Annotated in this window: 19 protein-coding genes and 1 pseudogene; 7 read left to right on the forward strand and 13 right to left on the reverse strand. The window is 70.1% G+C overall.

Annotated elements, in window-relative coordinates:
• Positions 1-180: 180 nt before the first annotated feature.
• From VET29_RS18185 to VET29_RS18195, 3 genes are all read right to left on the reverse strand, one after another.
• Complete coding sequence (locus VET29_RS18185) at positions 181-1,824, reverse strand: DHA2 family efflux MFS transporter permease subunit (protein WP_324921750.1); 1,644 nt, start codon at positions 1,822-1,824, stop codon at positions 181-183.
• Positions 1,825-1,841: 17 nt separating this feature from the next.
• On the reverse strand, positions 1,842-2,318 hold the full coding sequence (locus VET29_RS18190) for a MarR family winged helix-turn-helix transcriptional regulator (protein WP_324921752.1): 477 nt from the start codon (positions 2,316-2,318) through the stop codon (positions 1,842-1,844).
• A gap of 88 nt (positions 2,319-2,406) precedes the next feature.
• Positions 2,407-4,302 carry an acyl-CoA dehydrogenase family protein gene (locus VET29_RS18195; RefSeq protein WP_324921754.1) on the reverse strand — a complete coding sequence of 632 codons (1,896 nt, stop codon included), beginning with the start codon at positions 4,300-4,302 and terminating at the stop codon, positions 2,407-2,409.
• 107 nt (positions 4,303-4,409) lie between these two features.
• On the opposite strand from VET29_RS18195, the gene VET29_RS18200 reads away from it, so the two are divergent.
• The 4 genes from VET29_RS18200 to VET29_RS18215 all read left to right on the forward strand — a co-directional run bounded on the left by VET29_RS18200 (position 4,410) and on the right by VET29_RS18215 (position 8,086).
• Positions 4,410-6,791, forward strand: coding sequence for a Tex family protein (locus VET29_RS18200; protein ID WP_324921756.1), 2,382 nt, complete (start codon positions 4,410-4,412; stop codon positions 6,789-6,791).
• 72 nt (positions 6,792-6,863) lie between these two features.
• Complete coding sequence (locus VET29_RS18205) at positions 6,864-7,445, forward strand: pyridoxamine 5'-phosphate oxidase family protein (protein WP_324921758.1); 582 nt, start codon at positions 6,864-6,866, stop codon at positions 7,443-7,445.
• A gap of 1 nt (position 7,446) precedes the next feature.
• Entirely contained in the window at positions 7,447-7,815 is a 369-nt protein-coding gene (locus VET29_RS18210) for a VOC family protein (RefSeq protein ID WP_324921760.1), read from the forward strand.
• Between the two features lie 106 nt (positions 7,816-7,921).
• Positions 7,922-8,086 (forward strand): hypothetical protein, encoded by a 165-nt coding sequence (locus VET29_RS18215; RefSeq protein WP_324921762.1) that lies wholly within the window; start codon positions 7,922-7,924, stop codon positions 8,084-8,086.
• A 150-nt stretch (positions 8,087-8,236) separates the two neighbouring features.
• On the opposite strand, the pseudogene VET29_RS44080 reads toward VET29_RS18215, so the two are convergent.
• The 4 genes and pseudogenes from VET29_RS44080 to VET29_RS18230 all read right to left on the reverse strand — a co-directional run.
• Positions 8,237-8,827: pseudogene (locus VET29_RS44080) on the reverse strand (DUF4380 domain-containing protein); the annotation flags it as partial.
• Complete coding sequence (gene dgoD / locus VET29_RS18220; protein WP_324921764.1) at positions 8,776-9,924, reverse strand: galactonate dehydratase; 1,149 nt, start codon at positions 9,922-9,924, stop codon at positions 8,776-8,778. The pseudogene VET29_RS44080 and the gene dgoD, both read right to left, overlap by 52 nt.
• On the reverse strand, positions 9,921-10,607 hold the full coding sequence (locus VET29_RS18225; protein ID WP_324921766.1) for an SDR family oxidoreductase: 687 nt from the start codon (positions 10,605-10,607) through the stop codon (positions 9,921-9,923). Before VET29_RS18225 ends, dgoD begins: the two co-directional genes overlap by 4 nt.
• Positions 10,604-12,700 carry a hypothetical protein gene (locus tag VET29_RS18230; RefSeq protein WP_324921768.1) on the reverse strand — a complete coding sequence of 699 codons (2,097 nt, stop codon included), beginning with the start codon at positions 12,698-12,700 and terminating at the stop codon, positions 10,604-10,606. The genes VET29_RS18225 and VET29_RS18230 overlap by 4 nt, the downstream gene beginning before the upstream one ends.
• Before the next feature lie 37 nt (positions 12,701-12,737).
• Between VET29_RS18230 and VET29_RS18235 the strand changes: the two genes are divergently transcribed.
• Positions 12,738-13,724 carry a lactonase family protein gene (locus VET29_RS18235; RefSeq protein WP_324921770.1) on the forward strand — a complete coding sequence of 329 codons (987 nt, stop codon included), beginning with the start codon at positions 12,738-12,740 and terminating at the stop codon, positions 13,722-13,724.
• Here VET29_RS18235 and VET29_RS18240 read toward each other — a convergent pair.
• The 4 genes from VET29_RS18240 to VET29_RS18255 all read right to left on the reverse strand — a co-directional run bounded on the left by VET29_RS18240 (position 13,717) and on the right by VET29_RS18255 (position 19,068).
• Positions 13,717-15,693: an alpha-galactosidase gene (locus VET29_RS18240; RefSeq protein WP_324921772.1), complete on the reverse strand. Its 1,977-nt coding sequence runs from the start codon at positions 15,691-15,693 to the stop codon at positions 13,717-13,719. The two genes, VET29_RS18235 and VET29_RS18240, sit on opposite strands and share 8 nt — an antisense overlap.
• A complete protein-coding gene (locus VET29_RS18245) occupies positions 15,690-16,502 on the reverse strand; it encodes a carbohydrate ABC transporter permease (protein ID WP_324921774.1) in 813 nt (270 codons plus the stop codon). Before VET29_RS18245 ends, VET29_RS18240 begins: the two co-directional genes overlap by 4 nt.
• The gene (locus VET29_RS18250; protein WP_324921776.1) at positions 16,499-17,416 is read right to left on the reverse strand and encodes a sugar ABC transporter permease; all 918 of its coding nucleotides are present in this window, start codon (positions 17,414-17,416) and stop codon (positions 16,499-16,501) included. The genes VET29_RS18245 and VET29_RS18250 overlap by 4 nt, the downstream gene beginning before the upstream one ends.
• 377 nt (positions 17,417-17,793) lie before the next feature.
• Positions 17,794-19,068 carry an ABC transporter substrate-binding protein gene (locus VET29_RS18255; protein WP_324921778.1) on the reverse strand — a complete coding sequence of 425 codons (1,275 nt, stop codon included), beginning with the start codon at positions 19,066-19,068 and terminating at the stop codon, positions 17,794-17,796.
• Between the two features lie 89 nt (positions 19,069-19,157).
• Between VET29_RS18255 and VET29_RS18260 the strand changes: the two genes are divergently transcribed.
• Entirely contained in the window at positions 19,158-19,859 is a 702-nt protein-coding gene (locus VET29_RS18260) for a FadR/GntR family transcriptional regulator (RefSeq protein WP_324921780.1), read from the forward strand.
• Between the two features lie 29 nt (positions 19,860-19,888).
• On the opposite strand, the gene VET29_RS18265 is transcribed toward VET29_RS18260, so the two are convergent.
• The gene (locus VET29_RS18265; RefSeq protein WP_324921782.1) at positions 19,889-20,659 is read right to left on the reverse strand and encodes a fumarylacetoacetate hydrolase family protein; all 771 of its coding nucleotides are present in this window, start codon (positions 20,657-20,659) and stop codon (positions 19,889-19,891) included.
• 66 nt (positions 20,660-20,725) lie between these two features.
• Positions 20,726-22,333, reverse strand: coding sequence for a citramalate synthase (gene cimA, locus VET29_RS18270; protein WP_324921784.1), 1,608 nt, complete (start codon positions 22,331-22,333; stop codon positions 20,726-20,728).
• A 400-nt stretch (positions 22,334-22,733) separates the two neighbouring features.
• Between cimA and VET29_RS18275 the strand changes: the two genes are divergently transcribed.
• Positions 22,734-23,270 carry an RICIN domain-containing protein gene (locus tag VET29_RS18275; RefSeq protein WP_324921786.1) on the forward strand — a complete coding sequence of 179 codons (537 nt, stop codon included), beginning with the start codon at positions 22,734-22,736 and terminating at the stop codon, positions 23,268-23,270.
• The last annotated feature ends 15 nt before the right edge of the window (positions 23,271-23,285 follow it).

A 23,285-nucleotide genomic window follows, 5' to 3' on the forward strand; every position in this document is an offset into this window, starting at 1 on the left:
GGCCGCCACTGGCGCCAGTTCTACGACGGCAGCCTCGACACGGTCGACTGTGCTCGCGACGGCGCGTGCTGGGCTGCCGGCGAGAAGGGCGGGGTCGCCACCCTGCGCCTGGGCTGAGCTGGCACGAAAGGCGCGTTCCGGACGCTGAGCGTCTGGTACGCGCCTTTCGTGGCGGTGCGGCTAGCGGCGGTCGGCGGCCGGCTCAGGCGCCTCCTCGGCCGAGTCGGCCAGGTCGGCGTCGGCCAGGTCGGTGTCGGACTGGCCGGCCGTGCCGGACGAGGCCGTCGGAGCGGCACCGCCCTCGACCATCGTCGCGGTGACCTTGCCGCGCGGCAGGAGCAGCGCCGGCAGGAACGCGATGGCCAGCAGGATCAGCGACCAGACGAACGTCGACGAGAACGCGTCCGACAGCAGCGTCGACACCTGTGTGCGGATCGGCTCCGGCAGGTCCTTGACGGAGTCCATCGCCGGGGCCTTGCCACCCTGCGCCGTCGCCTGTGCGACCAGCGGCGCCAGTTTGTCGGTGGTCGCGTTGTACAGGACCACCGAGAGCAGCGCGGTACCGATGGACGCCGCCACCTGCTGGATGATGTTCAGCGACGTCGACGCGCGAGCCACCTGCTCCTGCCGCAGCGTCTTCAGCGCCGCGGACATGATCGGCATCATCGTCATGCCCATGCCGAGACCCATCACGAACAGGTCCGCGCCAATCAGGAAGTACGACGTGTCGTACTCGAGCTGGGTGAACAGGACCATGCAAGCGACGATCACGACGATGCCGGTCTGCGCGATGCGCGCGGCGCCGATCCGGTCCACGACCAGGCCCGCGACCGGCATCATGAGCATCGCGCCGATGCCCTGCGGGGCCAGCAACAGACCCGCCGCCAGCGCACCCTCGCCGCGCACCTGCTGGAAGTACAGCGGGAACAGCAGCATCGAGCCGAAGAACGCGACCACGAACAGCACCATGGTCACCGCCGCGACCGAGAAGCCCCTGTCCTTGAACAGTTTCAGGTCGATCAGCGCGTTCGGGGTGCGCAGCGCGTGCCAGATGAACAGCACCACCAGCACCGCCCCGGCACCCGCTGGAAGGTAGGCCTGCGGGCTGTCGACGCCCTCGGACGGCGACGCCATCTTGGCGAGACCGTAGATCAGCGCGGCGAGGCCCGGCGAGAGCAGGAGCAGCCCCACGACGTCCAGCTTCTCGGTCGGCTTCGGCTCGTCCCGGTCGAGGATCCGGGAGCCGAGGTACAGCGTCACGAGGCCGATCGGGACGTTCAGGAAGAAGATCCAGCGCCACGAGACGTCGTCGACGAGCCAGCCGCCCAGGATCGGGCCGACGATCGGGCCGAGCAGCATCGGCACGCCGATCACGGACATGACCCGGCCGACCCGCTCGGGTCCGGCGGCCTTGGTCAGGATCGTCATGCCGATCGGCATCAGCATGCCGCCACCGAGACCCTGCAGCACGCGGAAGGTGATCAGCGACTCCACCGACCAGGCCGAACCCGCGGCCGCGGAGCCGAGCATGAACAGGAACACCGCGGTCAGGTAGATCCGCTTGGTGCCGAACCGGTCGGCCGCCCAGCCGGACAGCGGGATGACGATCGCCAGCGCCAGCGTGTAGCCGGTGGCCACCCACTGGATGGTTTCGAGATTGGTGTTGAACTCGCCGATCAGGTGGTTGATGGCGACGTTGACCACGGTGATGTCGAGCATCGCCATGATCGCGCCGAGCACGACCACGGAGCCGATGGCGAGGATTCTGCGGTCGAGTTTGCCCGAACCCGAGCCGCCCGCCGTCGGCGGAAGCACTTCAGTCACGACTTTCCCCTCGTTCTTCAACAGCCGGTTGCGGTGGTGGGCGGCAGGTCCCCCCGAGCGAGAATCGGCGCCAGTGCCAGTGCGAGCTGGTCCCGCTCGTGGTCGCTCAGCGACTCGAGACAGTCGCGTACGGCGTCGCGGTGCGCCTGCAGGAGCCCGTCGACGAACTGCCGACCGTGCTCGGACAGGCGAACCCGCTTCACCCTGCGATCCTGGTGATCCTCCCTGCGCGTCACCATGTCCGCCCTCGCCAGGCCCTGCACCGCTCGCCCGGCGGTCGCCATCGACAGCCCGAGCAGTGTGGCCAGCTCGTGAACGGCCAGTTCCCGCTGGCTGTCCGCGAGGACGAACAGGGCACGCATCTGGGAGAATGACAGGTCGAGTCCCCGGGCGACACCCAATATGTGCGCTTCCCCGCTCTTCTTCAGCCGCGACAGAAAGTCCATCACCTTGTCGGTGACGGACTCCACGGAGGAGACGGGGGTTAGTTGCACGGTACAATCATCGCACCGACGCAACTAACTGCAAGTGACTGTGTCCTGGGTCTCATTACCCTTTCGGCGTAATCACCACGTAACGTCGCTACTGGTAGCGACGGGCGACCGACTCCTCCGCCGACGCACCCGGCGCCCACTCCGCGATCCAGGGCCCGGTGCCGTCGCTCTGGTCCAGCACGCCCTCCTCGACCCAGATGTGCCTGCCCTCCAGCACGTCGGCGGCGACCTTGTGGTCGACCGAGTCGGTGTTGGTCCACAGTGACCCGAACAGCGCCTCGATCCGCAGCCGGGCCTGCCGGCAGAACGCGTCCGCGAGGTCCAGCGCCGCGTCGCCGTCGCGGTGGGCCCGCACGCAGACCGCCGACATCGCGAACAGCTCCGCGCCGAGGTCGACGATCCGTCCCAGGAACCGCTGCCGCTTCTCCAACCCCGCCTGCCACCGGGCCATGCCGTAGAACGTCTCGCGTGCCAGCTTGCGTGCCGACCGCTCGACGAACCGCAGGTGCGTCGCGAGCCGGCCGAAGTCGTTGTACGCCTTGGGTAGCTGTCCCTTCCCGGCGACCAGCTTCGGCAGCCAGCCCGCGTAGAAGCCGCTGGCCTTCGCCGCCGCCCTGGCCTTGCCCGGCAGCTTCGCCTCGGGGTCGGCGAGGTCGCCGGCCACCGACAGGTGCGTGTCCACGGCCTCCCGTGCCACCAGCAGCCGCATGATCTCGCTGGAGCCCTCGAAGATCCGGTTGATCCGCAGGTCGCGGACGAGCTGCTCGACGCCGACCGCCCGCTCGCCCCGCGCGGCCAGCGAGGCGGCCGTCTCGTAGCCGCGGCCGCCCCGGATCTGGACCAGCTCGTCGGCGATCACGCACGCCATCTCGCTCGCCCACAGCTTCGCCAGCGCGGCCTCGATGCGGATGTCCTTGACGCCCTCGTCGCTCATCCGCGCGGACAGGTCGAGCACGGCCTCCAGGGCGTAGGTGGTGGCCGCCATGAACGCGAGCTTGCCGGCGACCGCGTCGTGCTGCCCGACCGGGCGACCCCACTGCACCCGTTCGGCCGACCATTCGCGGGCGATCTTGACCGCCCACTTGGCGCCCGCGGCACACGTGGCCGGGATCGCGAGCCGGCCGGCGTTCAGTGTCGTGAGCGCGATCCGCAGCCCGTCGCCCTCACGACCGACCAGGTTGGTCTTCGGCACCCGCACCTGGTGGAACCGGGTCACGCCGTTCTCGAGACCACGCAGTCCCATGAAGGAGTTGCGCCGCTCCACCGTGATCCCCGGCGAGTCCGTCTCGACGACGAAGGCGGAGATCCCGCCCCGGTGGCCCTCGGACCTCGGTACTCGGGCCATCACCACGACCAGCTCGGCGACGACACCGTTCGTGGTCCAGAGTTTCACCCCGTCCAGCACGTAGTCGTCACCGTCCGGGACCGCCGTGGACGCGAGCCGCGCCGGGTCGGAACCGACGTCGGGCTCGGTGAGGAGGAAGGCGGTGACGGCGCCCTTCGCGCAGCGGGGCAGGAAACGCCGCTTCTGCTCGTCGGTGCCGGCGAGCTTGAGCGGCTCCGGCACCCCGATGGACTGATGGGCGGACAGTAGCGCGCCGATGCTGGGGTGCACCGAACCGACCAGCATCAGGGCCTTGCCGTAGGCGGTCTGGGAGAGCCCGAGCCCGCCGTACTCCTCGTCGATCTTGATGCCGAAACAGCCGAGCTCGGCGAAGCCCTTGACCCAGTCGTCCGGGATGCGGTCCTCCCGCTCGACCACCGCGCCGTCGAGGGTCGCGCAGTACTCCCGCAACGAGGCGAGGAACCGCTCGGCCTTCGCCTCCGCCACGGGTTCCGGCGCCGGATGCGGGTGAATGAGGTCGAGCCGGAACCGGCCGAGGAACAGCTCCTTGCAGAAGGAGGGCTTCACCCACCCGCTCTCGCGGGCCTCCTCGGCGACCTGGCGTGCCTGCTGCTCGCTGACCTGGACCGACCGGCTCATCCTGATCGCCCTCCTCTGCCGAAGAGGTCACGGTTACCCGGCGGTAGCGGACGAAAACCCAAACCGCCCCGACCGCCTGTCGGGGGAAGCGGGCAGAATGCCTACCCGTGACAGTCACGGCCACTCCCCCGTCAGTCTTCCTGCGCATCGCCGAGGAGCTCTCTGTCGCCGAGCGGCAGGTCCGCTCGGCGGTGGAGCTGCTCGACGGCGGCTCGACCGTCCCGTTCATCGCCCGGTACCGCAAGGAGGTCACCGGGTCGCTGGACGACGCCCAGCTCCGCACGCTCGACGAGCGCCTGCGCTACCTGCGCGAGCTGGAGGAGCGCCGGGCCGCGGTCCTGGAGTCGATCAACAGCCAGGGCAAGCTGACCGACGAGCTCAGCAAGCAGATCATGGGGGCCGACTCCAAGGCGCGCCTCGAGGACATCTACCTGCCCTACAAGCCCAAGCGCCGCACCAAGGCCCAGATCGCCCGCGAGGCCGGTCTCGAACCACTGGCCGACGGCCTGCTCGCCAACCCCGAGACCGACCCGCAGGCCGCCGCCGCGGTGTTCGTCGACGCCGAGAAGGGCGTCGCCGACGTGCAGGCCGCGCTCACCGGCGCGCGGGACATACTCGTCGAGCGGTTCGGTGAGGACGCCGACCTCATCGGCACGCTGCGCGAGCGCATGTGGGACCACGGCCGCCTCGTCGCCAAGGTCCGGTCCGGCAAGGAGGAGGCCGGCGCCAAGTTCGCCGACTACTTCGACTTCTCCGAGCCGTTCACCAAGCTCCCCTCCCACCGCATCCTCGCGATGTTCCGCGGCGAGAAGGAGGAGATGCTGGAGCTGGTGCTGGACCCGCACCCGGATGAGGAGCAGCCGCCCGGCCCGTCGGACTACGAGGTCCGCATCGCCGCGAACTTCGGCATCGACGACAGGGGTCGCCCGGCCGACAAGTTCCTCGCCGACACCGTGCGGTGGGCGTGGCGGACGCGGATCCTCGTGCACCTCGGCGTGGACCTGCGGTCCCGGCTGCGGCAGGCGGCCGAGGACGAGGCCGTGCGGGTGTTCGCCGCCAACCTGCGTGACCTGCTGCTCGCCGCGCCCGCCGGCACCCGCGCCACCATGGGCCTCGACCCCGGCCTGCGCACGGGTGTGAAGGTCGCGATCGTCGACGCCACCGGCAAGGTCGTCGCCACCGACACGATCTACCCGCACGCGCCGGCGAAGCGCTGGGACGAGTCGCTGGTCAAGCTGCACGCGCTGGCCAAGGCGCACAACGTGGACCTGATCGCGATCGGCAACGGCACCGCCTCCCGCGAGACCGACAAGCTCGCCGCCGAGCTGCTGGCGAAGAGCCCGGAGCTCAAGCTCACCAAGGTGATGGTGTCCGAGGCCGGCGCCTCGGTGTACTCGGCGTCGGCGTACGCGTCGCAGGAGCTGCCGTCACTCGACGTCTCGTTGCGTGGCGCCGTGTCGATCGCGCGGCGCCTGCAGGACCCGCTGGCCGAGCTGGTCAAGATCGACCCGAAGTCCATCGGCGTAGGGCAGTACCAGCACGACATCTCCGAGACAAAGCTGTCGCGCTCGCTGGACGCGGTGGTCGAGGACTGTGTGAACGGCGTCGGCGTCGACCTCAACACGGCCTCGGTGCCGCTGCTGACGCGGGTGTCCGGCATCGGCTCGTCGCTGGCGGCCAGCATCGTCTCGCACCGGGACGCCAACGGGCCCTTCCGGTCCCGCACCGCGCTGAAGAACGTGCCGAAGCTGGGCCCGAAGGCGTTCGAGCAGTGTGCGGGCTTCCTGCGCATCCCGAACGGCGACGACCCGCTCGACTCGTCGTCCGTGCACCCCGAGGCGTACCCGGTGGTGCGGCGGATCGTCACGGCGACCGGCCTGGAGCTTGCGTCGCTGATCGGCAACACCAAGACGCTGAAGTCGTTGCGGCCCAACGACTTCGTCGACGACACGTTCGGCGTGCCGACGGTCACCGACATCCTGTCCGAGCTGGAGAAGCCGGGCCGCGACCCGCGTCCGGAGTTCAAGACCGCGACGTTCAACGACGCCGTGCACACGCTGAACGACCTCAAGGTCGGCATGGTGCTCGAGGGCGTGGTGACGAACGTGGCCGCGTTCGGCGCGTTCATCGACATCGGCGTGCACTGCGACGGGCTCGCGCACGTGTCCCAGCTGTCGCACAACTTCGTGAAGGACCCGCGCGAGGTCGTCAAGTCCGGCGACATCGTGCGCGCGAAGGTGCTCGAGGTCGACATCCCGCGCAAGCGGATCTCCCTGACGCTGCGGCTGGACGAGGAGACGAAGCCGGGCGGCGGCGGCCAGCAGCGGGACCGCGGCGGCCGGGGTGGTGGCGGGGGCGGCGGGGGCGGTCAACGCGGCGGCGGCAACCAGCGTGGTGGCCAGCAGCGGCGCGGCGGCCAGCGGCAGGAGTCCGGTGGCGGCGGCGCGATGGCCGACGCGCTGCGGCGGGCCGGCTACCGTCCGAAGTGACCAGGCGGACGAGCGGGCCGTCGGCTCGGCTGTGGACGCTGTCCGGGGAGTTGACCAGGTAGATTCAGCCGCATGGGGAAGGTCTACGAGGGGATCACGCCGCGGCTGCGGGCGTTCATCGAGGAGCAGAAGGTGTTCTTCGTCGCGTCCGCGCCGCTGGCCGAGGACGGGCACGTCAACCTGTCGCCGAAGGGCCGGGAGGGCACGCTCGTCGTCTTCGGCGAACACACGTTGGCGTACCTGGACTTCGGCGGCAGCCACGCCGAGACCATGGCGCACCTGCGGGAGAACGGCCGCATCACGCTGATGTGGTGCGCGTTCACCGGCCCGCCCAAGGTGCTGCGGGTGCACGGCCGCGGCATGCCGGTCTTCCGCGACGACCCGCGCTGGCCGGCATTGATCGGCCACTTCGGCGCCGCGGACGGTCCCGGCGCGCGGGCGATCATCCTGGTCGAGGCGCTGATGGTCAGCGACAGCTGCGGGTTCGCCGTGCCGTTCATGGACTACCGGGAGGAACGGACACAGCACGCGCAGCACTTCGGCCGCAAGTCCGAGGAGGAGTTCGCGGAGTACTGCGCCCACAAGCCCCACAACGGCACCAGCATCGACGGCCTGCCGGCGCTCCCGCTGCCGCTGCCCAGAAGGACGGCGTGACATGGCTGTCGCACGCCTCGCGATGATGTCCCTGGACTGCGCCGACCCGGCGGCGCTCGCCCGGTTCTGGGCCGACCTGCTCGATGGCACGACCATCGCCGTCACCGACGACGTCACGGTCGTCCAGACCGGCGCGGTCTGGATCGGCACGATCCGCGTGCCGGACTACACGCCGCCCACCTGGCCGGGCGGCGTGACGCCGAAACACATGCACTTCGACCTGGCCGTCCGGGACCTGGACGAGGCGGAGGCCGAGGCGCTGCGGCTCGGCGCGCGCAAGGCCGACCACCAGCCTCGGCCGGAGGAGTGGCGCATCTTCTTCGACCCGGCGGGCCACCCGTTCTGCCTGACGGCGAACATCCCGTTCTAGGCGACCCCGCAACCGCAGGTGGGTCACGGTTCCCGCGACGGACTCCGCGGGAACCAGGTCGGCCCGCTCGCCGGCGAAGCCGTGCGCCCGTGCCGCCGAGTTCGGCATGCCCGGCCGCGACCCCGACCGTCAGCGAGGTGCGGTCGCCCGGGGCGAGGTCGGTCAGGGGACCGAGCACCTCGCACTCGACGATGTGTGCCGGCGGGTCGAGATCGTCGAGCGCGGCCAGCGGCGCGGGCAGCGGGTGCTCCAGCCACACCTCGACGGGTGAGCCTCGGTCGGGGTACTCGGCGTCGACCACCGGAAACGTGTACGTGACCCGGTGCCCGGCACGCTCGTACGACAGCGACCCGGCCGCGCCGGGAAAGCCCAGCTTGCCGACCACGTCCTGGGCCGGCACCCGCGCGCCGCCGTCGACCAGCTCGTACCGCGGGTAGCCGGTGCCCGCGATCAGTGCCACGACCGGCGTCGGGTGGTCCCGCAGCGCCACGAACACCTCGCCACCGCCGGGGAACTGCGTGACGTTCCACAGCGCCCACCGCACCGGGCGCCCACTCACGTTGGTGGCGGTCAGGTCGAGCGTGTATCCGCTGCCCGTCAACGTGAACCGCCGCGCCAGGCGCAGTCCGGTACGGGGATCGGGCGCGGACGTCATGGTCACCGACCCGGCCGTCGAGTCCACTGTGTACGGTCCGGAGTCCAGCACCGGATCCGGCGGGCCGGCCCACTGCCCGGGCCCGTGCCAACCCTGCGGCGCAGGCCACGTCTTGTCGCCGCCGTAGTTGACCCAGTCGCCCATCCTGCCGTCGTTGGGGACGAACACACCATCGAGATCATCGGAGACGAGCGTCGTGTCACGCCACAGCAGCTCCGTGCCGGCGAACCGGAACGACAGCAGCCGGCCGCCGGCCGCCGGCACGAAACCCAGTCGCACCAGGCCGTTGTCCAGCCAGAGCGCGCTCACCACTCCGCCAGGCCGCCGTCCTCGTGCCGCCACACCGGCGGCCGCCACGTGTGCCCCTCCTCGGCCGCGGCACGCACGGCCGCCTCGTCGACCTCGATGCCGAGTCCGAACCCGGTCGGGCGCGCGACGTACCCCTCGACACACGTGAACGGCCTGGTGTCGAGGAGATACCGGCCCATCTCGACGCCCCCGTGGTAGTGCATGCCCACACTCCGTTCCTGGATGAGGAAGTTCGGCGTCGCGAAGGCGACCTGCAGGCTCGCCGCCAGCGCGATCGGCCCCAGTGGACAGTGCGGCGCCAGCGACGCGCCGTAGACCTCCGCGAGCGCCGCGATCCGGCGCAGCTCCGAGATCCCGCCGGCGTGCGCGGGATCCGGTTGCACCACAGCGACCCCCGCGTCCAGCACCGGCTTGAAGTCCCACCGCGAGTACAGCCGCTCCCCCAACGCGATCGGCAGTGTCGACGCCGACACCACCGACTCCAGCGCGGGGCCCTTCAGCTCCGGCGGGATCGGCTCCTCGACGAACATCGGCTGCACCTCCTCGAGCATCCGCACCAGCCTGCGTGCCATCGCCGGCGACACGCGGCCGTGGAAGTCGATCGCCAGGTCCCGGTCCGGCCCGAGCGCCAAGCGGGCCTCCCTGGCCCGGTCGAGGGCGGCGCTCGCCTCCGCGGGGGACGCGATCGCCTGCATGGGACCGGAGACGTTCATCTTGACCGCGGTGAAGCCTGCCTCGACCTGTGCCGCCACCGCCTCGTACACGCCGGCCGGGCGGTCACCGCCCACCCACGAGTACATCCGCACCCGGTCACGCACCGGGCCGCCGAGCAGCTCGTGCACCGGCGCCCGCCGCACCTTCCCCGCGATGTCCCACAGCGCGTGGTCGAACCCGGACAGCGCACTGGAGAGCACCGGCCCGCCGCGGTAGAACCCGGCGCGTCGCAACACCTGCCAGTGGTCCTCGATGCGCAGCGGGTCCTTGCCCGTCACGAGGTCCGCCAGCTCGTGCACGGCCGCACGCACGGTCGCCGCCCGGCCCTCGACGACCGGCTCGCCCCATCCGGTGACGCCCTCGTCGGTCGAGACCTTGAGGAACAGCCACCGGGGCGGCACGAGAAACGTCTCGATCTCGGTGATCTTCATGAGGATTCCTTCGCCGCCGACCAGCCGCCGTCGACGAGCAGTTCCGCGCCGGTGACGAACGACGCCGCCGGGGACAGCAGGAACGCGATGACCTCGGCCACCTCGGCGGGGTCCCCGAGCCGGCCGGCGGGGGTGGCGTGGGCACTGCGTTCCCGGTCGGCCTCACCGATCCCGTCCCACGCGGCGGTCAGCACCGGGCCGGGCAGCACCGTGTTGACGCGTACCGCGGGCGCGTACTCCACGGCGAGCTGCCGGCCCAGCGAGACGAGCGCACCCTTGGTCGCCGCGTACGCGGCATGCCCGGGCAGGCCGAACCTCGCGTGCACCGACGACACGAGCACGACAGCGGCGAGTGACGGCAGGCAGGCCCGGACGCCGAGGTAGGCGGCCGTGAGGTTCACCGCCAGCTGCCGGTCCCACGTGGCGCGGTCCTGCTCGTGCAGTGGTGCGACCGTCCGCGCGAACGCATTGCTGACGAGCGCGGTGACGGGCGCGGGCGCCACGTCCACAACGGACCGCCAGGTGTCCTCGTCGGACACGTCACCGGTCACCGGGTGGACGTGGTCGGCCGCGCGGATGGGCGCGAGGTCGACCGCGACCACCTCACAGCCACCGGCGACGAGCCGGTGGACGGTCGCGGCGCCGATTCCGGCCGCCGCGCCCGTCACCACCGCGCACGTCACAGGACCGCCTGGTGGACGGCGTCGTCGGGACCACGCACCGCGATCCAGGCAGAGCCGTTCGCGCCCGCGGCCGCCCCGACCGCGCCGACGAGGCTGTTGCTGGGGTACTCGTTCCGCTTGAACCAGCCGCCCCAGGCGCCGTCGACGAAGTTGAGCTGCCACAAGGTGTAGTCGCTGGCGCGGGCGAACAGGTAGACCCGGTCCGCGCTCGCCACGAGCGTGGGACTGCCGCTGACCACGCCGCCGAGGCTGACCCAGTCCGACCAGGCGCCGCCGGACTTCCGGCGGTACCAGACGCTGTCGTCGGGCATGCGCACCGCGACGACCGTGCCGGCGCTGACGGTCGCCGCGCCGGGCCTGCCGTAGGTCGGTGTGTCGTTGGGGGCGCCGATCGAGGTCCAGCCGCTGGCGCGGTCACGGGTCCACACGCGACCGTCGGCGCCGCGGGCGAAGAGGGTCCAGTCGGTCGGCCCGGTGAACGCCACGGACGGCGAGTCCGTCAGCGTGCCGCCGAGCCGTTGCCAGTCGCCCCACCGGTGGTCGACGAAGGTTCGGTGATAGGCGGCGTTGTCGGTGCCGCGGACGAACAGGTCGATCCGTCCCGTGCTCGCGAAGGCGACCGGCTGGCCGAGGATCCTGCCGTGGGTCGGACCGCCGAGCGTGGTCCAGCCATGCCACCGTCCGTCCACCTCGGACTTCTGGCGTAGTCTGCCGTCGGCTCCCCTGGCGAACACCGCCGCGTTGCCGTCGTCGAACCGGACGAGCGCCGGGCTTGCCGACGTGTCGCCACCGAGGTCCGTGCCGGGCACGAGTGTCCGGCCACGCAGCCTGAGGAACGCGGTGCCGTGCGCGGGAACCGTGGTCGTGTACGAGCCGGTGGCCGTGCCGCGGTCCTGACGGGCGCGGAGGTCGCGGACGCCGACGGCCCCCTGGAGACCGGCATCGGCGAAGCTCACGGTCATCGCGGCAGGGGCCGAGCCCCGGTTGAGCAGCACCACGGCACGCTCGCCGTCGCGGGACAGGACCTTGCTGTACACGTCGGTGTCGCCGGTGCCCGCGACCCGCACCCCCTGAACGGCAAGGGGATCCTGGTCGACCGCGACGATCTCCGGGTTCCGCAGGGTGTCGATCATCGACCGTGGCAGCGTGCGCGGGTCGGAGCCGATGATCAGCGGCGAGGCCATCTCCGCCCACATGACGAGCTGGGTGGTCGACTCCTCCTCGGTCAGCTCGTAGGTGCCCTGCTCGGTCTTCCGCATGGGGATGAGGTAGTCGGGATCGTTGTAGTGGCCCGGTCCCTGCGCCTCGGGGTGCGCGGCGTTGCGGTCCATGTTGCGCAGCATGTCGACCCAGATGCCCTCGTACGGCGTGCCGAAGGCGACGTCGGTGCTGGTGCGCCAGGAGTCGCCGATCCGCGGGCCGTAGGTGTAGGCGATGCCGGCGACCTGGTTCGGCCCGTGTGGGACGCCCCATTCGTCGGTGACCGGGTTGCAGAGGTTGAGGATCATCGGCCGCCCGGCCTTCGCGACCGCGGCGCTGAACTGTCCGAACGCGACAGCCGGATCCAGGTTCTGCGCGATGCCGCACAGGAAGTCGATCTTGATGGCGTCGAACTTCCAGGCGGCGAACCGCCTGGCGTCGGCCTCGTAGTAGCCGCCGCCGCTGCCGGCCGCGCAGTTCACCCCGTCCCAGGCGCCCGCGTCCGTGTAGATACCGGCGCGCAAACCTTTGCGATGCAGATCATTCACAAGTTTTGTGAAACCCGAGGGAAAGCGGGCCGGGTCGGGCACGAGCCTGCCGGCACCGTCGCGCGGTGGGCTCGCGTTCCAGCCGCCGTCGATCCACACGATGTCGTAGCCTGCCTTGGCAAGACCGCTACTGACCAGGAAGTTCGCGACCGAGGTGACGTTCTCCTCGGACGCCGCGCCGACGCCGAAGTAGGTGTTCCAGCCCATGTAGGGCGTGGGCGCGACGCCGCTGTCGTAGTAGGCCGGCGCGCCTTGGTCCAGACCAATTTGCTCAGCTGACGCCGTGACGGGCGCGACTACCAGCGACAACGCGACTACCGCCGCGGTCAACAGTGGTCTTGACATTCCGGCTGCCTTTCGTCGGTGGGTTATGGTGATCGGTATGGATGTCTGGGTCGGTAGCTACTCGTCCGCCACCGGTGGCAACGGGGTCGGGATCAGCACGTTTCGTCGTACTCCGGAAGGCGGGTTGACACCGGACCGCTCGCTGGAGCTGGCCTCGCCGTCGTGGCTCACCGCGCACCCGACCGCGCCGGTCGTGTACGCGACCAACGAGTCGGCCGACGGCGCGATCACCACCGTGTCCGCGGAGCTGGAGGTGCTGGGCACGGTCCCGTCCGGCGGCGCGAGCCCGTGTCACCTCGCCCTCACCGAGGACGCGCGGTTCCTGTTGTGCAGCAACTACGGAAGCGGCACCCTGTCGGTGTTCGGCGTCGCCGGGGACGGGACCATCACCGGGCAGACCGACCTCGTGCGGCACGAGGGCACCGGCCCGCACACGCAACGCCAGGAGGCCGCACACGTGCACATGGCGGTCGTCCGTGGCCGGACCGTGAGCGCGGTGGACCTCGGCACCGACGAGATCCGCAGCTACACCCTGGCGGACAACGGAAAGCTCACGCCGCTCGCGGTGTCCGCGATGCCGCCGGGCACCGGTCCGCGCCAGCTGGTCCGCCGGCCCGGCACCGACCTCGCGTACGTCGTGGGCGAGGTCGGCGGCACGCTGCTGGTGGTCCGCGAAGACCCGGTGGGCACGTTCACCGTGGTGAAGACCGTCTCCCCGACGAAGACCCCGTACGTCGAGGGGCCGAAGGGGCCGAACTGGGTGGCGCACCTGGAACTGCTCGGCGACCGGTTGTACGTGTCGAACCGGAACCCTGACTGCGTGACGGAGTTCGACATCTCGGGCGACGAGCCGGTTGCCCTTGCCGATCATCCCTGCGGGCGCTTCCCCCGGCATTTCGCCATCGAGGACGACACGGTCTACGTCGCGGCGGAATGGGACGACGCGATCGTGGCGTTCCCGCGCGGCGGTGGCGAGCAGGTGCGGTACGCGACCGGCACGCCCACCTACGTGCTGTTCAGGTAGCGACATGGTCGAGTACCACGACGTCCGCGTCGTGGGAGCGCGTCCACGACGTGGGTAGGCCGACGTGGGTCAGGTGCGCCGCCGAGTACCGCACACCCGACCCTCTGTCCACATAGGATCCTGGCCGTAGCGCCGCGAGCGGCAGGCGCGCCGGCCGGCCCGGCACCTCGGGCGCGCCGTTCAGCGCACCCGTGTTCCATGCCAGCACGACGGTCGTTCCTGGCGTCACGTACTGCACGCCGTCCATCAGGCGATACACCTCACCGGTGTGCACGATCTCACGGATCTCCTTGTACAGGGCCACGAGCTCACGAGCCTCCGCCCGCTGTCCGCCGGTCCACCTCGCGATGTCGGCGCCGATGCCGAGCACACCGGCCATGGCCATGACGAACCGGAACCGCAGCGATCGTGGCCGCGGGTCGAACACGCCCGGCGCGTCGGTCACCCAGGAGCTCATCAGGTGCGGTGCGTGCGCGAGCAGGAATCCGTCCTGGATGGACAGCCGGTCGAGCGCGGCGGTGTTGTCACTCGGCCACAGGACGTCCGAGCGTGCGATGGTCGCGAGGTCGGTCCGGCCGCCGCCACCCGCACACGCCTCGACCGACACCTGCGGGTGGACTTCCCGCAGCCGGTCGAGGATCTCCAGGTAGCTCCGTACGTGACCGCCATCCAGCTCGGGCCCGCGTGGGGTGGCCGGCCGGTTCATGTCCCACTTGAGGTAGCTGATCGGGTACTCGGTCAGGAGCCTGTCGAGCGTCGCCCAGACGAACTCGCGGACCTCCTCGCGACCGAGGTCCAGCAGTAGCTGGTTGCGGATGAGAGTCAGGGGCCGTCCGTCCACGCGGTACACCCAGTCGGGATGTTCGGTGTACAGCCGCGACTTCGGGCTGACCGCCTCGGGTTCCACCCACAGGCCGAAGTCGAGTCCCAGCGCGCGGACCTCGTCGACGAACGCCGTGAAGCCGTTGGGAAAGGCGTGCTCGTCGGGAGTCCAGTCGCCGAGCCCGCCGGTGTCGTCGTCGCGGCCGACGAACCAGCCGTCGTCGACCACGAACAGCTCGGCCCCCACGTCCGCGGCGATCCGTGCCAGTTCGAGCTGCCGGTCCGCGTCGACGGCGAACCCCGTGGCCTCCCAGGAGTTGTAGAGGACGGGCCGGGTGCGCGGGCGACTGAGCCGCCGTTCGTTGGCGTGCCACACCCGCGCCAGACCGTCGAGTCCCGCCGCGCTGTAGGCGAGCGCCGCCTGTGGGGTGGTGACCGTCTCGCCCGGCCGCAGGCCGACCGGACCCAGACGCCCGGCCCTGACCCGGGTCAGACCTGTCGGGTCGACCTGCGCGTCGATCTCCCAGGAACCCGGCCAGGCCAGCGACACACCCCACGCCTGCTCCCCTTCGGTGTCCTGGATCGCCAGCCAGGGCGCGTAGTCGTGGCCGGGCACGCCGTAGTTGCCGCCGATGGCGAACCGTCCCGCCGGCAGCGTGATGGTCTGCCGCTGGAACTCCCGTGCCCACTGTCCGGAGAGGAACGTCAGGCGTGCCCCTCTCGTCGGCACACAGAAGCCGGCGGAGCCGATGCGTTCGAGCCGCAGCGGAGTGGTGCCGTCGTTCGTCACCTCCACCCACCGGAGCAACACGTCCGTGCCGGGTACGGCCTGGTAGTGGAGCACGGTCCGCAGGCCGAGCAGATCGTCCACATAGTTCAGTCCGGTCTCGGGGGTGCCGCCGTCGAACCGCCACCAGGAGCCCTGGTCCATCACCAGATCCGCGCCGGCGAACGGTCGTTGACCGCGCGGCGCGTACTCGACCGGCGCGGCGTCGGCCTCGGTGACGAAGTGCACGCGACCGTGGTTGGCCAGCGGCGACGGACCTTCCTCGACCCCGGTCGGACCCCAGGCGACGAGCTCCGGCCACTGTGGACCGAGCGCGACCGTGTAGGTGGTGGTGGCCATCCGCAGCGTCCAGCGGCTCACTTGACCGCCCCGATCGCCAGGCCCGAGATGAAGTGCCGCTGGAACCGCAGGAACACCGCCACGGTCGGGATGGCCGCGATCACCGACCCGGCCGCGACGACGTTCCATGTCGACACGTACTGTCCCTGCAGGCCGAGCAGGGCCGGCGTCACGGGCATCACGGTTCCCGTCCGCAGCACGGTGATCGCCCACAGCAGGTCGTTGAACACCCAGGTGAAGCAGAGCGCGGCCAGTGCGGCGAGCGCGGGGCGGGTCATCGGCAGGATGATCCGCCAGAAGATCGTCACCACGCCGGCGCCGTCGATCGTGGCCGCCTGCTGGATCTCGCCGGGGATCGCGCGCATGAAGCCCTGCAGCACGAACGTGTAGAAGCCGAGGCCGAACCCGACCTGCACGACGACGAGTGCGGGCAGCGTGTCGTAGATGCCGAGCAGCTCACAGAGTTTCGAGACCGGCACGAGCAGGATCTGTGGAGGGAGCAGGTTCCCGGCCAGCATCAGCAGGATGATCGCCCGCCGCCCTGGAATGTGGAAGCGGCTCAACGCGAACGCGGACGCGGCGGCCAGCGCCAGCGAGAGGAGCACGGTCGGCACGGTCACGAGCAGGCTGTTGAGCATGGCCTGCGCCTGGCCGCCCGCGTTCCAGGCCTCGTCGAAGGCGCCGAGGCTGAACGAGTGCGGTAGTGCGCCCAGCCCGTTGCCGGCGATGTCATCGAACGTGCGGATGCTGGTGAGCAGCACGAGGGCGATCGGCAGCAGCCACAGCACCGAGAGCGTCCCGGCGACGAGGTGGAAAGCCTTGTGCCTCACTGGTCGTCCTCCCTGAAGGCACGCACGAGGTAGGCGACGATGACCCCGAACGCGAGCACGAAGATCACCACGGCGAGCGCGGACGCGTACCCGAGCCGCAGCGACTGGAAAGCGGTGGCGTACATGTAGGTGCTGAGCAGCTCGGAGCTGTGGTAGGGCCCACCCTTGGTCATGGCCCATACGACGTCGAACGACCGCAGCGAGTCGATGATGATCACCGACAGGACGACGGAGTTGACGCTGCGGAGCTGTGGCCAGGTGACGAACCGGAACTGCTGCCAGCGACCGGCGCCGTCGATCTTCGCGGCCTCGAAGAGGGTCGGGTCGATGCCCTTGAGACCGGCGAGGTAGAGCACCATCACGTAGCCGACCTGCCGCCAGAGCGCCGGGACGAGCACGGCGTAGAGCGCGGTGTCGGGATCGGCGAGCCAGGCGTGCCGCCAGCTGACCGGGAGGATCTGGTTGAGCAGGCCGTCGGGTTGGTAGAGCGCCTGCCAGATGAGGGAGGTGGCGACGAGCGAGAAGACGACCGGGGTGAACAGCGCCGCGCGGTAGAACCCGACGCCGCGGCGTTCCTGTTGCAGCAGAAGGGCGAGGCCGAGCCCGCCGACCGCGGAGAGCCCGCCGAAGAGGACGAGCCAGATGAGGGTGTTGAGCGCGGCGCCCCGGAAGATCGGGTCACCGGCCAGCTCCCCGAAGTTCCCGAGGCCGACGAAGGCGGGGGCGGAGACGCCGTCCCAGTTGGTGAGCGAGAGCCAGAACCCCTGCAGGGCCGGCCAGAACACCCAGAACCCCTCGACGGCCAGCGGCACGAGGAGAAAGGCGAGTAGAACGGGCGGCACCCGTCGCCGCGGCCTGCGCCGCGCGACCGGCCGCGGCGGCGCGGTCGTACGGCTGGCGGTCAGTATCGCCATGACGCCTCCAACGAAAGTCCCTTTCGCTCGGACTCATCGGGTGAAAGTTGTCCACAGGCACCGCTGACCAGGGCTTTCGTCAGCACCACCCGGTAGACTGGCGTGGCGGGGTGCCCCCGGGACAGGGTGGGGGCTGCCCGCGCGACGTCACGTTCAAGGCAGCTCTTCGGCTTGCCTGCAAACCCCGCGGCCAGCCCGCGGGTTCTTTGCGCAAGTCGTGAAGTTCCGTGACTTCCCGAGTTGCCAACCCGCCAGGGCGGACCGGGGAGAACCCCGAGCCGGGCCTTCGCGCGCCCGTTGAACATCGGTTCTGAGGATCGGAGGCTGCCTACGCAACCATCTGTGTTGGCGTTGCTCAAGAAAAGATGCTGTCCGCGTCAGGCGTTCCAGATCTTCTCCGCCGCCGACTGCCAGTCCGTCAGGATCGAGTCGAGCTCGTTCGGCTTCTGGATGAAGCGGACGAGTGCCGCGTCGGCGGTCGGCTGGAGGGCGTCGCTCGAGTCGCGGTTGAAGAACTGGGTCAGCTCCTTCGCGTCCTGCAACAGTTTCCGGCCCTTCTTGACCAGCGCGGTGCCCGAGTCGTGTGCGTTCGGGTTCGTCGGCAGCACCGTGCCCGTCGAGTTCCTGATGTAGAGGTCCTGCGCGTTCGCCGTCGCGACGTACTTGAAGAACTCGACCACCTCGGCGCGGTGCGCCGTGCGTGAGCTGGCGAAGAAGCCGTCCGTCGGCCCCTCCTCCGCGACGGGCACGGCCGGGTCGATGATCGGGAACTGGAAGAAGTCGAGGTCGTCGAGCACGTCCTTGGGCGCGGAGTCGGCGAGGAACGCGCCGATCAGCAGCATGCCGGTGCGGCCCTGGACCAGGGACGTCGTGGCGTCCTGGAAGGCGACCGCCGTGCCGCTGGGGTCGAAGTACGGCAACGCCTCCTTCCACTTCGCGAAGACCGACCTGACCTTCGGGTCGTCGAACCGCTTCTTGCCGGCGAGCAGGTCACGGTGGAAGGTCGCGCCGTTGACGCGGACGTTCAGGTAGTCGAACCAGCCGGACGCGATCCACGGCGTGTTGCCACCCGCCCCGAGCCCGATCGGCGTGACACCCTTGCCCTTGAGGGTTTCGCAGAGTGACAGGAACGAGCTCCAGTCCTTCGGCGGGGTGACACCCCACTCGGCGAATTTGGACTTACGGTAGAAAATGCCCCACCAGTAGTAGGTGGTCGGCACGAAGATCTGCCTGCCCTTGCCGTCGCTGGAGAGGGTGCGGAAGGCGTCGCTGTAGTCGCCCATGGTCCGCCAGACGTCGCCGACGTCGAGGAGCAGGCCCTTCTCCGCATAGCCGGAGAGCAGCGAGCCGGGGTACCAGGTGAACGTGTCGGGCGGGTTCGCCGAGGTGAGATAGCTTGGCAGTTGGGTCCGGAACGTCTCGGAGGCCACGGTGTTGACCGACGCCGTGGCGCCGCCGCGGTCGTTGAAACCCTTGACCAGCGCCTCGATCGCCGCCTTGGCCGCCGGGGCGGAGAGGTTGGACTGCACGGTGACCGCGCCGCCCGTCTGCGTGACCGGGCCGGAGGAGGCCGAGGTCGCGCACGCGCTGAGGAATGGGCCGGCGCTCAGGCCGGCCAGACCGGCGTTCCGGAGGAACCGCCGCCTGCTCATATCACTCCGTCGGGACATGCGGACAAGGTTGCGGCCCGAGTGGGTCGACTGTCAAGATGTATTAGTAATTTATGACTTAAGGAGAGGCGTTGCCCCAGCACCGGCCGCGCGGGATCCATGGCCAGACCGTTGAGATCCTGGCCAGCCGCATCCTGTCGAACGAGTACCCCGAGGGGGCGACCCTCGACCTGCCGACCCTGCGCGCCGAGCTGGACGTCAGCCTGACCGCGCTGCGCGAGGCACTGAAGGTGCTGAGCGCCAAGGGGATGATCGACGCCCGGCAGAAGCGCGGCACGTTCGTGCAGCGGAGGTCGTCATGGAACATGCTGGACGCGGACGTGATGCGCTGGCACACGGCGGTGTCCTCGGACCCAGGGCTGTTCGACCAGCTGACAGAGGTCCGGGCGGTGGTCGAGCCGGCGGCCGCCCGACTGGCGGCGGAACGTGCGACGCCGTCGGACCTGGAGGCACTGACGTCGGCCCTGGAGTCGATGGCGACCGCGGCGGGCGTGGACGCGGCGGTGACCGCGGACGTGATGTTCCACCGAGCCCTGCTGGCGGCGACACACAACGACTTCCTGGGGCAGATCGCCCAGATCATCGCGATCGGCCTGGAGGAGCGGGACAAGTTCGTCCACCACGCGAACCCGTCCGACCCGGTGCCGAGCCACCGGGCGGTCCTGGACGCGGTGACCGCTCGCGACCCGCTGGCCGCCGAGGCCGCCATGCGCGCCCTGGTCGACCAGTCGATAGCCGACCTGAAGAACGCGAGCGACAGCCACCCGGAATGATCAGTTGGTCGGGTCCGAGCCGGAGAGGCTCAGCGCAGTTCCACCGGGTTGCTCAGGGTGCCTATGCCCTCGATGGTGATCTCCACCTTCTGGCCCGCGGTGATCGGGCCCACGCCGGCGGGCGTGCCGGTCAGGATGACGTCGCCGGGGAGCAGGGTCATCACCTTCGAGACCCATTCGATCAGCGCTGGCACGTCGTGGAGCAGCAGTGACGTTCGCGAGTCCTGCTTCTTCTCGCCGTCCAGGGTGGTGGTGATGGCCAGGTCGGACGGGTCCACCGCCGTCTCGATCCATGGGCCCAGCGGGCAGAACGTGTCGTGGCCCTTGCCCCGGGTCCACTGGCCGTCCGCCTTCTGCTGGTCTCGCGCCGTCACGTCGTTGGCGATCGTGTAGCCGAGGATGACGCTCGCCGCCTGCGCCGCGGACACGTCGCGGCACGGACGGCCGATCACCGCCACCAGCTCGCCCTCGAAGTCCACCCTTTCCGAGTCCCTCGGCAGCTTGATCGCGGCGTTCTGGCCGATCACCGACGTCGACGGCTTCAGGAACATCACGGGGTCGGCCGGCGGCTCGCCGCCCATCTCCCGGGCGTGGTCCGCGTAGTTCTTGCCGATACAGATGACTTTCGACGGCAGGATCGGCGCCAGCACCCGCACGTCGGCCATCGGCCATGTGTTGCCGGTGAACGTGGGGGTGCCGAACGGGTGGTCGGCCACCTCGCGGGCGACCAGGTCCGCACCCTCGCCCTCGACCGTCACGAACGCGACGCCGCCGGGGTGGGCTATTCGAGCAATACGCACGTACCGCAGCCTAGCCGGACCAGGACTTACGCCTGCTTGCCGGCCCGGCCTGCTCCTTCCGGCGAGTCAGACGGCCACGCGAGCACGCATGGCCTTGTGCACCAGCGCGTCGCACAGCGCCAGCCAGCTCGCCTCCACGATGTTGCCGTGCACGCCGACCGTGGTCCACTCGCGTTCGCCGTCGCTCGACTCGACCAGGACCCTGGTCACGGCGTCGGTGCCGGGGTGGTCGACGAGGATGCGGACCTTGTAGTCGGTCAGCTGTACCGCCGAGAGCCACGGCAGGTGCGGCAGCAAAGCCTTGCGCAGCGCGGCATCCAGGGCATGGACCGGGCCGTTGCCCTCCGCGGTGGCGAGCACGCGCTCGCCGCCGACGTGCAGCTTGACCGTCGCCTCGGCCACCACCGCGCCGTCGACGCTGTGGTCGATGATCACCCGGTAGGACTCCAGCCGGAACGGTGGCTCGTCCATTTCGGACAGCTCGTGCCGCAGCAGCAGCTCCAGTGACGCGTCCGCCGCCTCGAAGGACCAGCCGCGCGACTCCAGCTCCTTCACCTTGCGCACCGCGGAGGTCACGACCTCCGGCTGGCCGGCCAGGTCGACCCCGAGCTCGCGTCCTTTGAGCTCGAGGCTGGCCCGGCCGGCCATCTCGGTGACCAGCACCCGCATGTCATTGCCGACGACGGTGGGATCGATGTGGTTGTACAACAACGGATCCACCTTGATCGCGCTCGCGTGCAGCCCCGCCTTGTGAGCGAAGGCCGACGACCCGACGTAGGCCTGGTGGGTGTCGGGTGCGATGTTGGCGATCTCGGCAAGGGCGTGCGAGACCCGCGACAACTCCGGCACGGCGTCCGCCGGGATCACCGGCATGCCGAGCTTCGTGACGAGGTTGCCGACGACCGCGAAGAGGTCCGCGTTGCCGGCGCGCTCGCCGTAACCGTTGGCGGTGCACTGGACGTGTGTGGCGCCGGCCTGGACGGCGGCGACGCTGTTGGCGACCGCGCAACCGGTGTCGTCCTGGCAGTGGATGCCGACGCGGAACCCGGTGCGGGCGATGACCTCGCCGACGGTGTCGGCGAGTTGGAGCGGCAGCTGTCCCCCGTTCGTGTCACAGAGGACGGCGATGTCGGCACCCGCCTCGACCGCGGCCGTCAGTACCTTCAGCGCGGTGTCGGGGTCGTGGGCGTAGCCGTCGAAGAAGTGCTCGGCGTCGAGGAAGACGCGGCGGCCTTCCCTGTGCAGGAAGGAAACGGTGTCGCGGACCATGAGCGCCGCCTCGGCGACGTCGGTGCGCAGTGCGCGCTCGATGTGCCGGCGGTCGGACTTGGCGACGAGCGTGACGACCGGCGCCTCGGAGTCGAGAAGGGCGCGGACCTGCGGGTCCTGATCGGCCGTCGTGCCGGCCCGGCGGGTCGAGCCGAACGCGACGAGCACCGCGTGCCTGAAGTCCAGCTCGCGTGCCTTCGCGAAGAACTCCGTGTCCTTGGGCAGCGCGCCCGGCCAGCCGCCCTCGACGAACCCGACACCGACCTCGTCGAGCAGCCGCGCCACGGCGAGCTTGTCGGCGACCGAGTAGGTGATGCCCTCACGCTGGGCGCCGTCCCGCAGCGTCGTATCGAACACGTGGAACGAGTCGCCGAGCGGTGTGCCGGCCGGGGTCGTGCGGGTCACGACGGTGCCTTTCTGCTGGCGGACCTTGCGGACCGATCCAAATTCCGTTGTGAGGCAACAAAAAAAACCTCCCGCAGGATGCGAGAGGTCAGCGCGCCGGGTGATGTAGCTCAGCTACCCGACGCGCTCGGCGATAATGATCACGCCACAGTTGGTCACGCCGGCATACTGCCACACCCACCCGGCCGGCTACCAACTTCTGGGCCCCCGGTTCCACCTGTTGGGACACCGGCGGTGGAACGCCCGCGCGACGGTTCGTCACGGACACGAGTACGCAGAAGTACGTATGTCGCCGCGGAGTGAGACATGGTGGCATTCATGGCACCGGAAACAAGGGGTTATCCGGTCCATTCACGCAGGGGAAAGATCGGTTCAAATGAAACGTACTCGTAGATTCTCCATGGCTGGCCTGTTGACGTTGTTCACGGCGTTTACCCTGGTCGGCACCATGTTCACGGGGGTCGCGTCGGCGGCCGAGAACGACGTGGCGAGCGATGCGGTCCCGGGCGTCCAGACGCTCCTTTTCCAGCTTCGCCCGCGGTACAGCCCGACCAAATGCCTCGACAACTCCCAACCCGGCGCCGTCACGTTGCGCGCGTGCGCCGACCCGGCCGCGGACGGCCAGCTGTGGCAGGTGACCGAGTCCACACAGGGCCTCAGCAACATCAGGTCGATCTCGGGCCTGTGTCTCGACGTGGCGGGGGCGGGCACCGCGAACGGCACACCGGTCGGCCTGTTCACGTGCAACGGCCAGAACAACCAGAAGTTCGCGCTGCAGTTCGTGACCGGGCCGTACTACCAGGCGCGCGCGGCACACAGCCTGACCAGGTGCCTAGACGTCAAGAACGACGTCCCCGCGGAAGGCGCCCCGCTCCAGCTGTGGGACTGCCTCGGCAGCACGCAGACGAACCAGCAGTTCAAGTTCGTGAGCGCCTGAGAAACGCGATGGGCG

The sequence above is a fragment of the Actinophytocola sp. genome, assembly GCF_035634895.1.
Lineage (GTDB): Bacteria > Actinomycetota > Actinomycetes > Mycobacteriales > Pseudonocardiaceae > Actinophytocola.

What these genes read in the sequence shown, in the direction of transcription:
- VET29_RS18195 (WP_324921754.1), bottom strand. Translation starts at nt 4,302, where the DNA reads ATGAGCCGGTCGGTCCAGGTCAGCGAGCAGCAGGCACGCCAGGTCGCC.
- VET29_RS18205 (WP_324921758.1), top strand. Translation starts at nt 6,864, where the DNA reads ATGGGGAAGGTCTACGAGGGGATCACGCCGCGGCTGCGGGCGTTCATC.
- VET29_RS18210 (WP_324921760.1), top strand. Translation starts at nt 7,447, where the DNA reads ATGGCTGTCGCACGCCTCGCGATGATGTCCCTGGACTGCGCCGACCCG.
- VET29_RS18215 (WP_324921762.1), top strand. Translation starts at nt 7,922, where the DNA reads ATGCCCGGCCGCGACCCCGACCGTCAGCGAGGTGCGGTCGCCCGGGGC.
- dgoD (WP_324921764.1), bottom strand. Translation starts at nt 9,924, where the DNA reads ATGAAGATCACCGAGATCGAGACGTTTCTCGTGCCGCCCCGGTGGCTG.
- VET29_RS18230 (WP_324921768.1), bottom strand. Translation starts at nt 12,700, where the DNA reads ATGTCAAGACCACTGTTGACCGCGGCGGTAGTCGCGTTGTCGCTGGTA.
- VET29_RS18235 (WP_324921770.1), top strand. Translation starts at nt 12,738, where the DNA reads ATGGATGTCTGGGTCGGTAGCTACTCGTCCGCCACCGGTGGCAACGGG.
- VET29_RS18250 (WP_324921776.1), bottom strand. Translation starts at nt 17,416, where the DNA reads ATGGCGATACTGACCGCCAGCCGTACGACCGCGCCGCCGCGGCCGGTC.
- VET29_RS18255 (WP_324921778.1), bottom strand. Translation starts at nt 19,068, where the DNA reads ATGAGCAGGCGGCGGTTCCTCCGGAACGCCGGTCTGGCCGGCCTGAGC.
- VET29_RS18275 (WP_324921786.1), top strand. Translation starts at nt 22,734, where the DNA reads ATGGCTGGCCTGTTGACGTTGTTCACGGCGTTTACCCTGGTCGGCACC.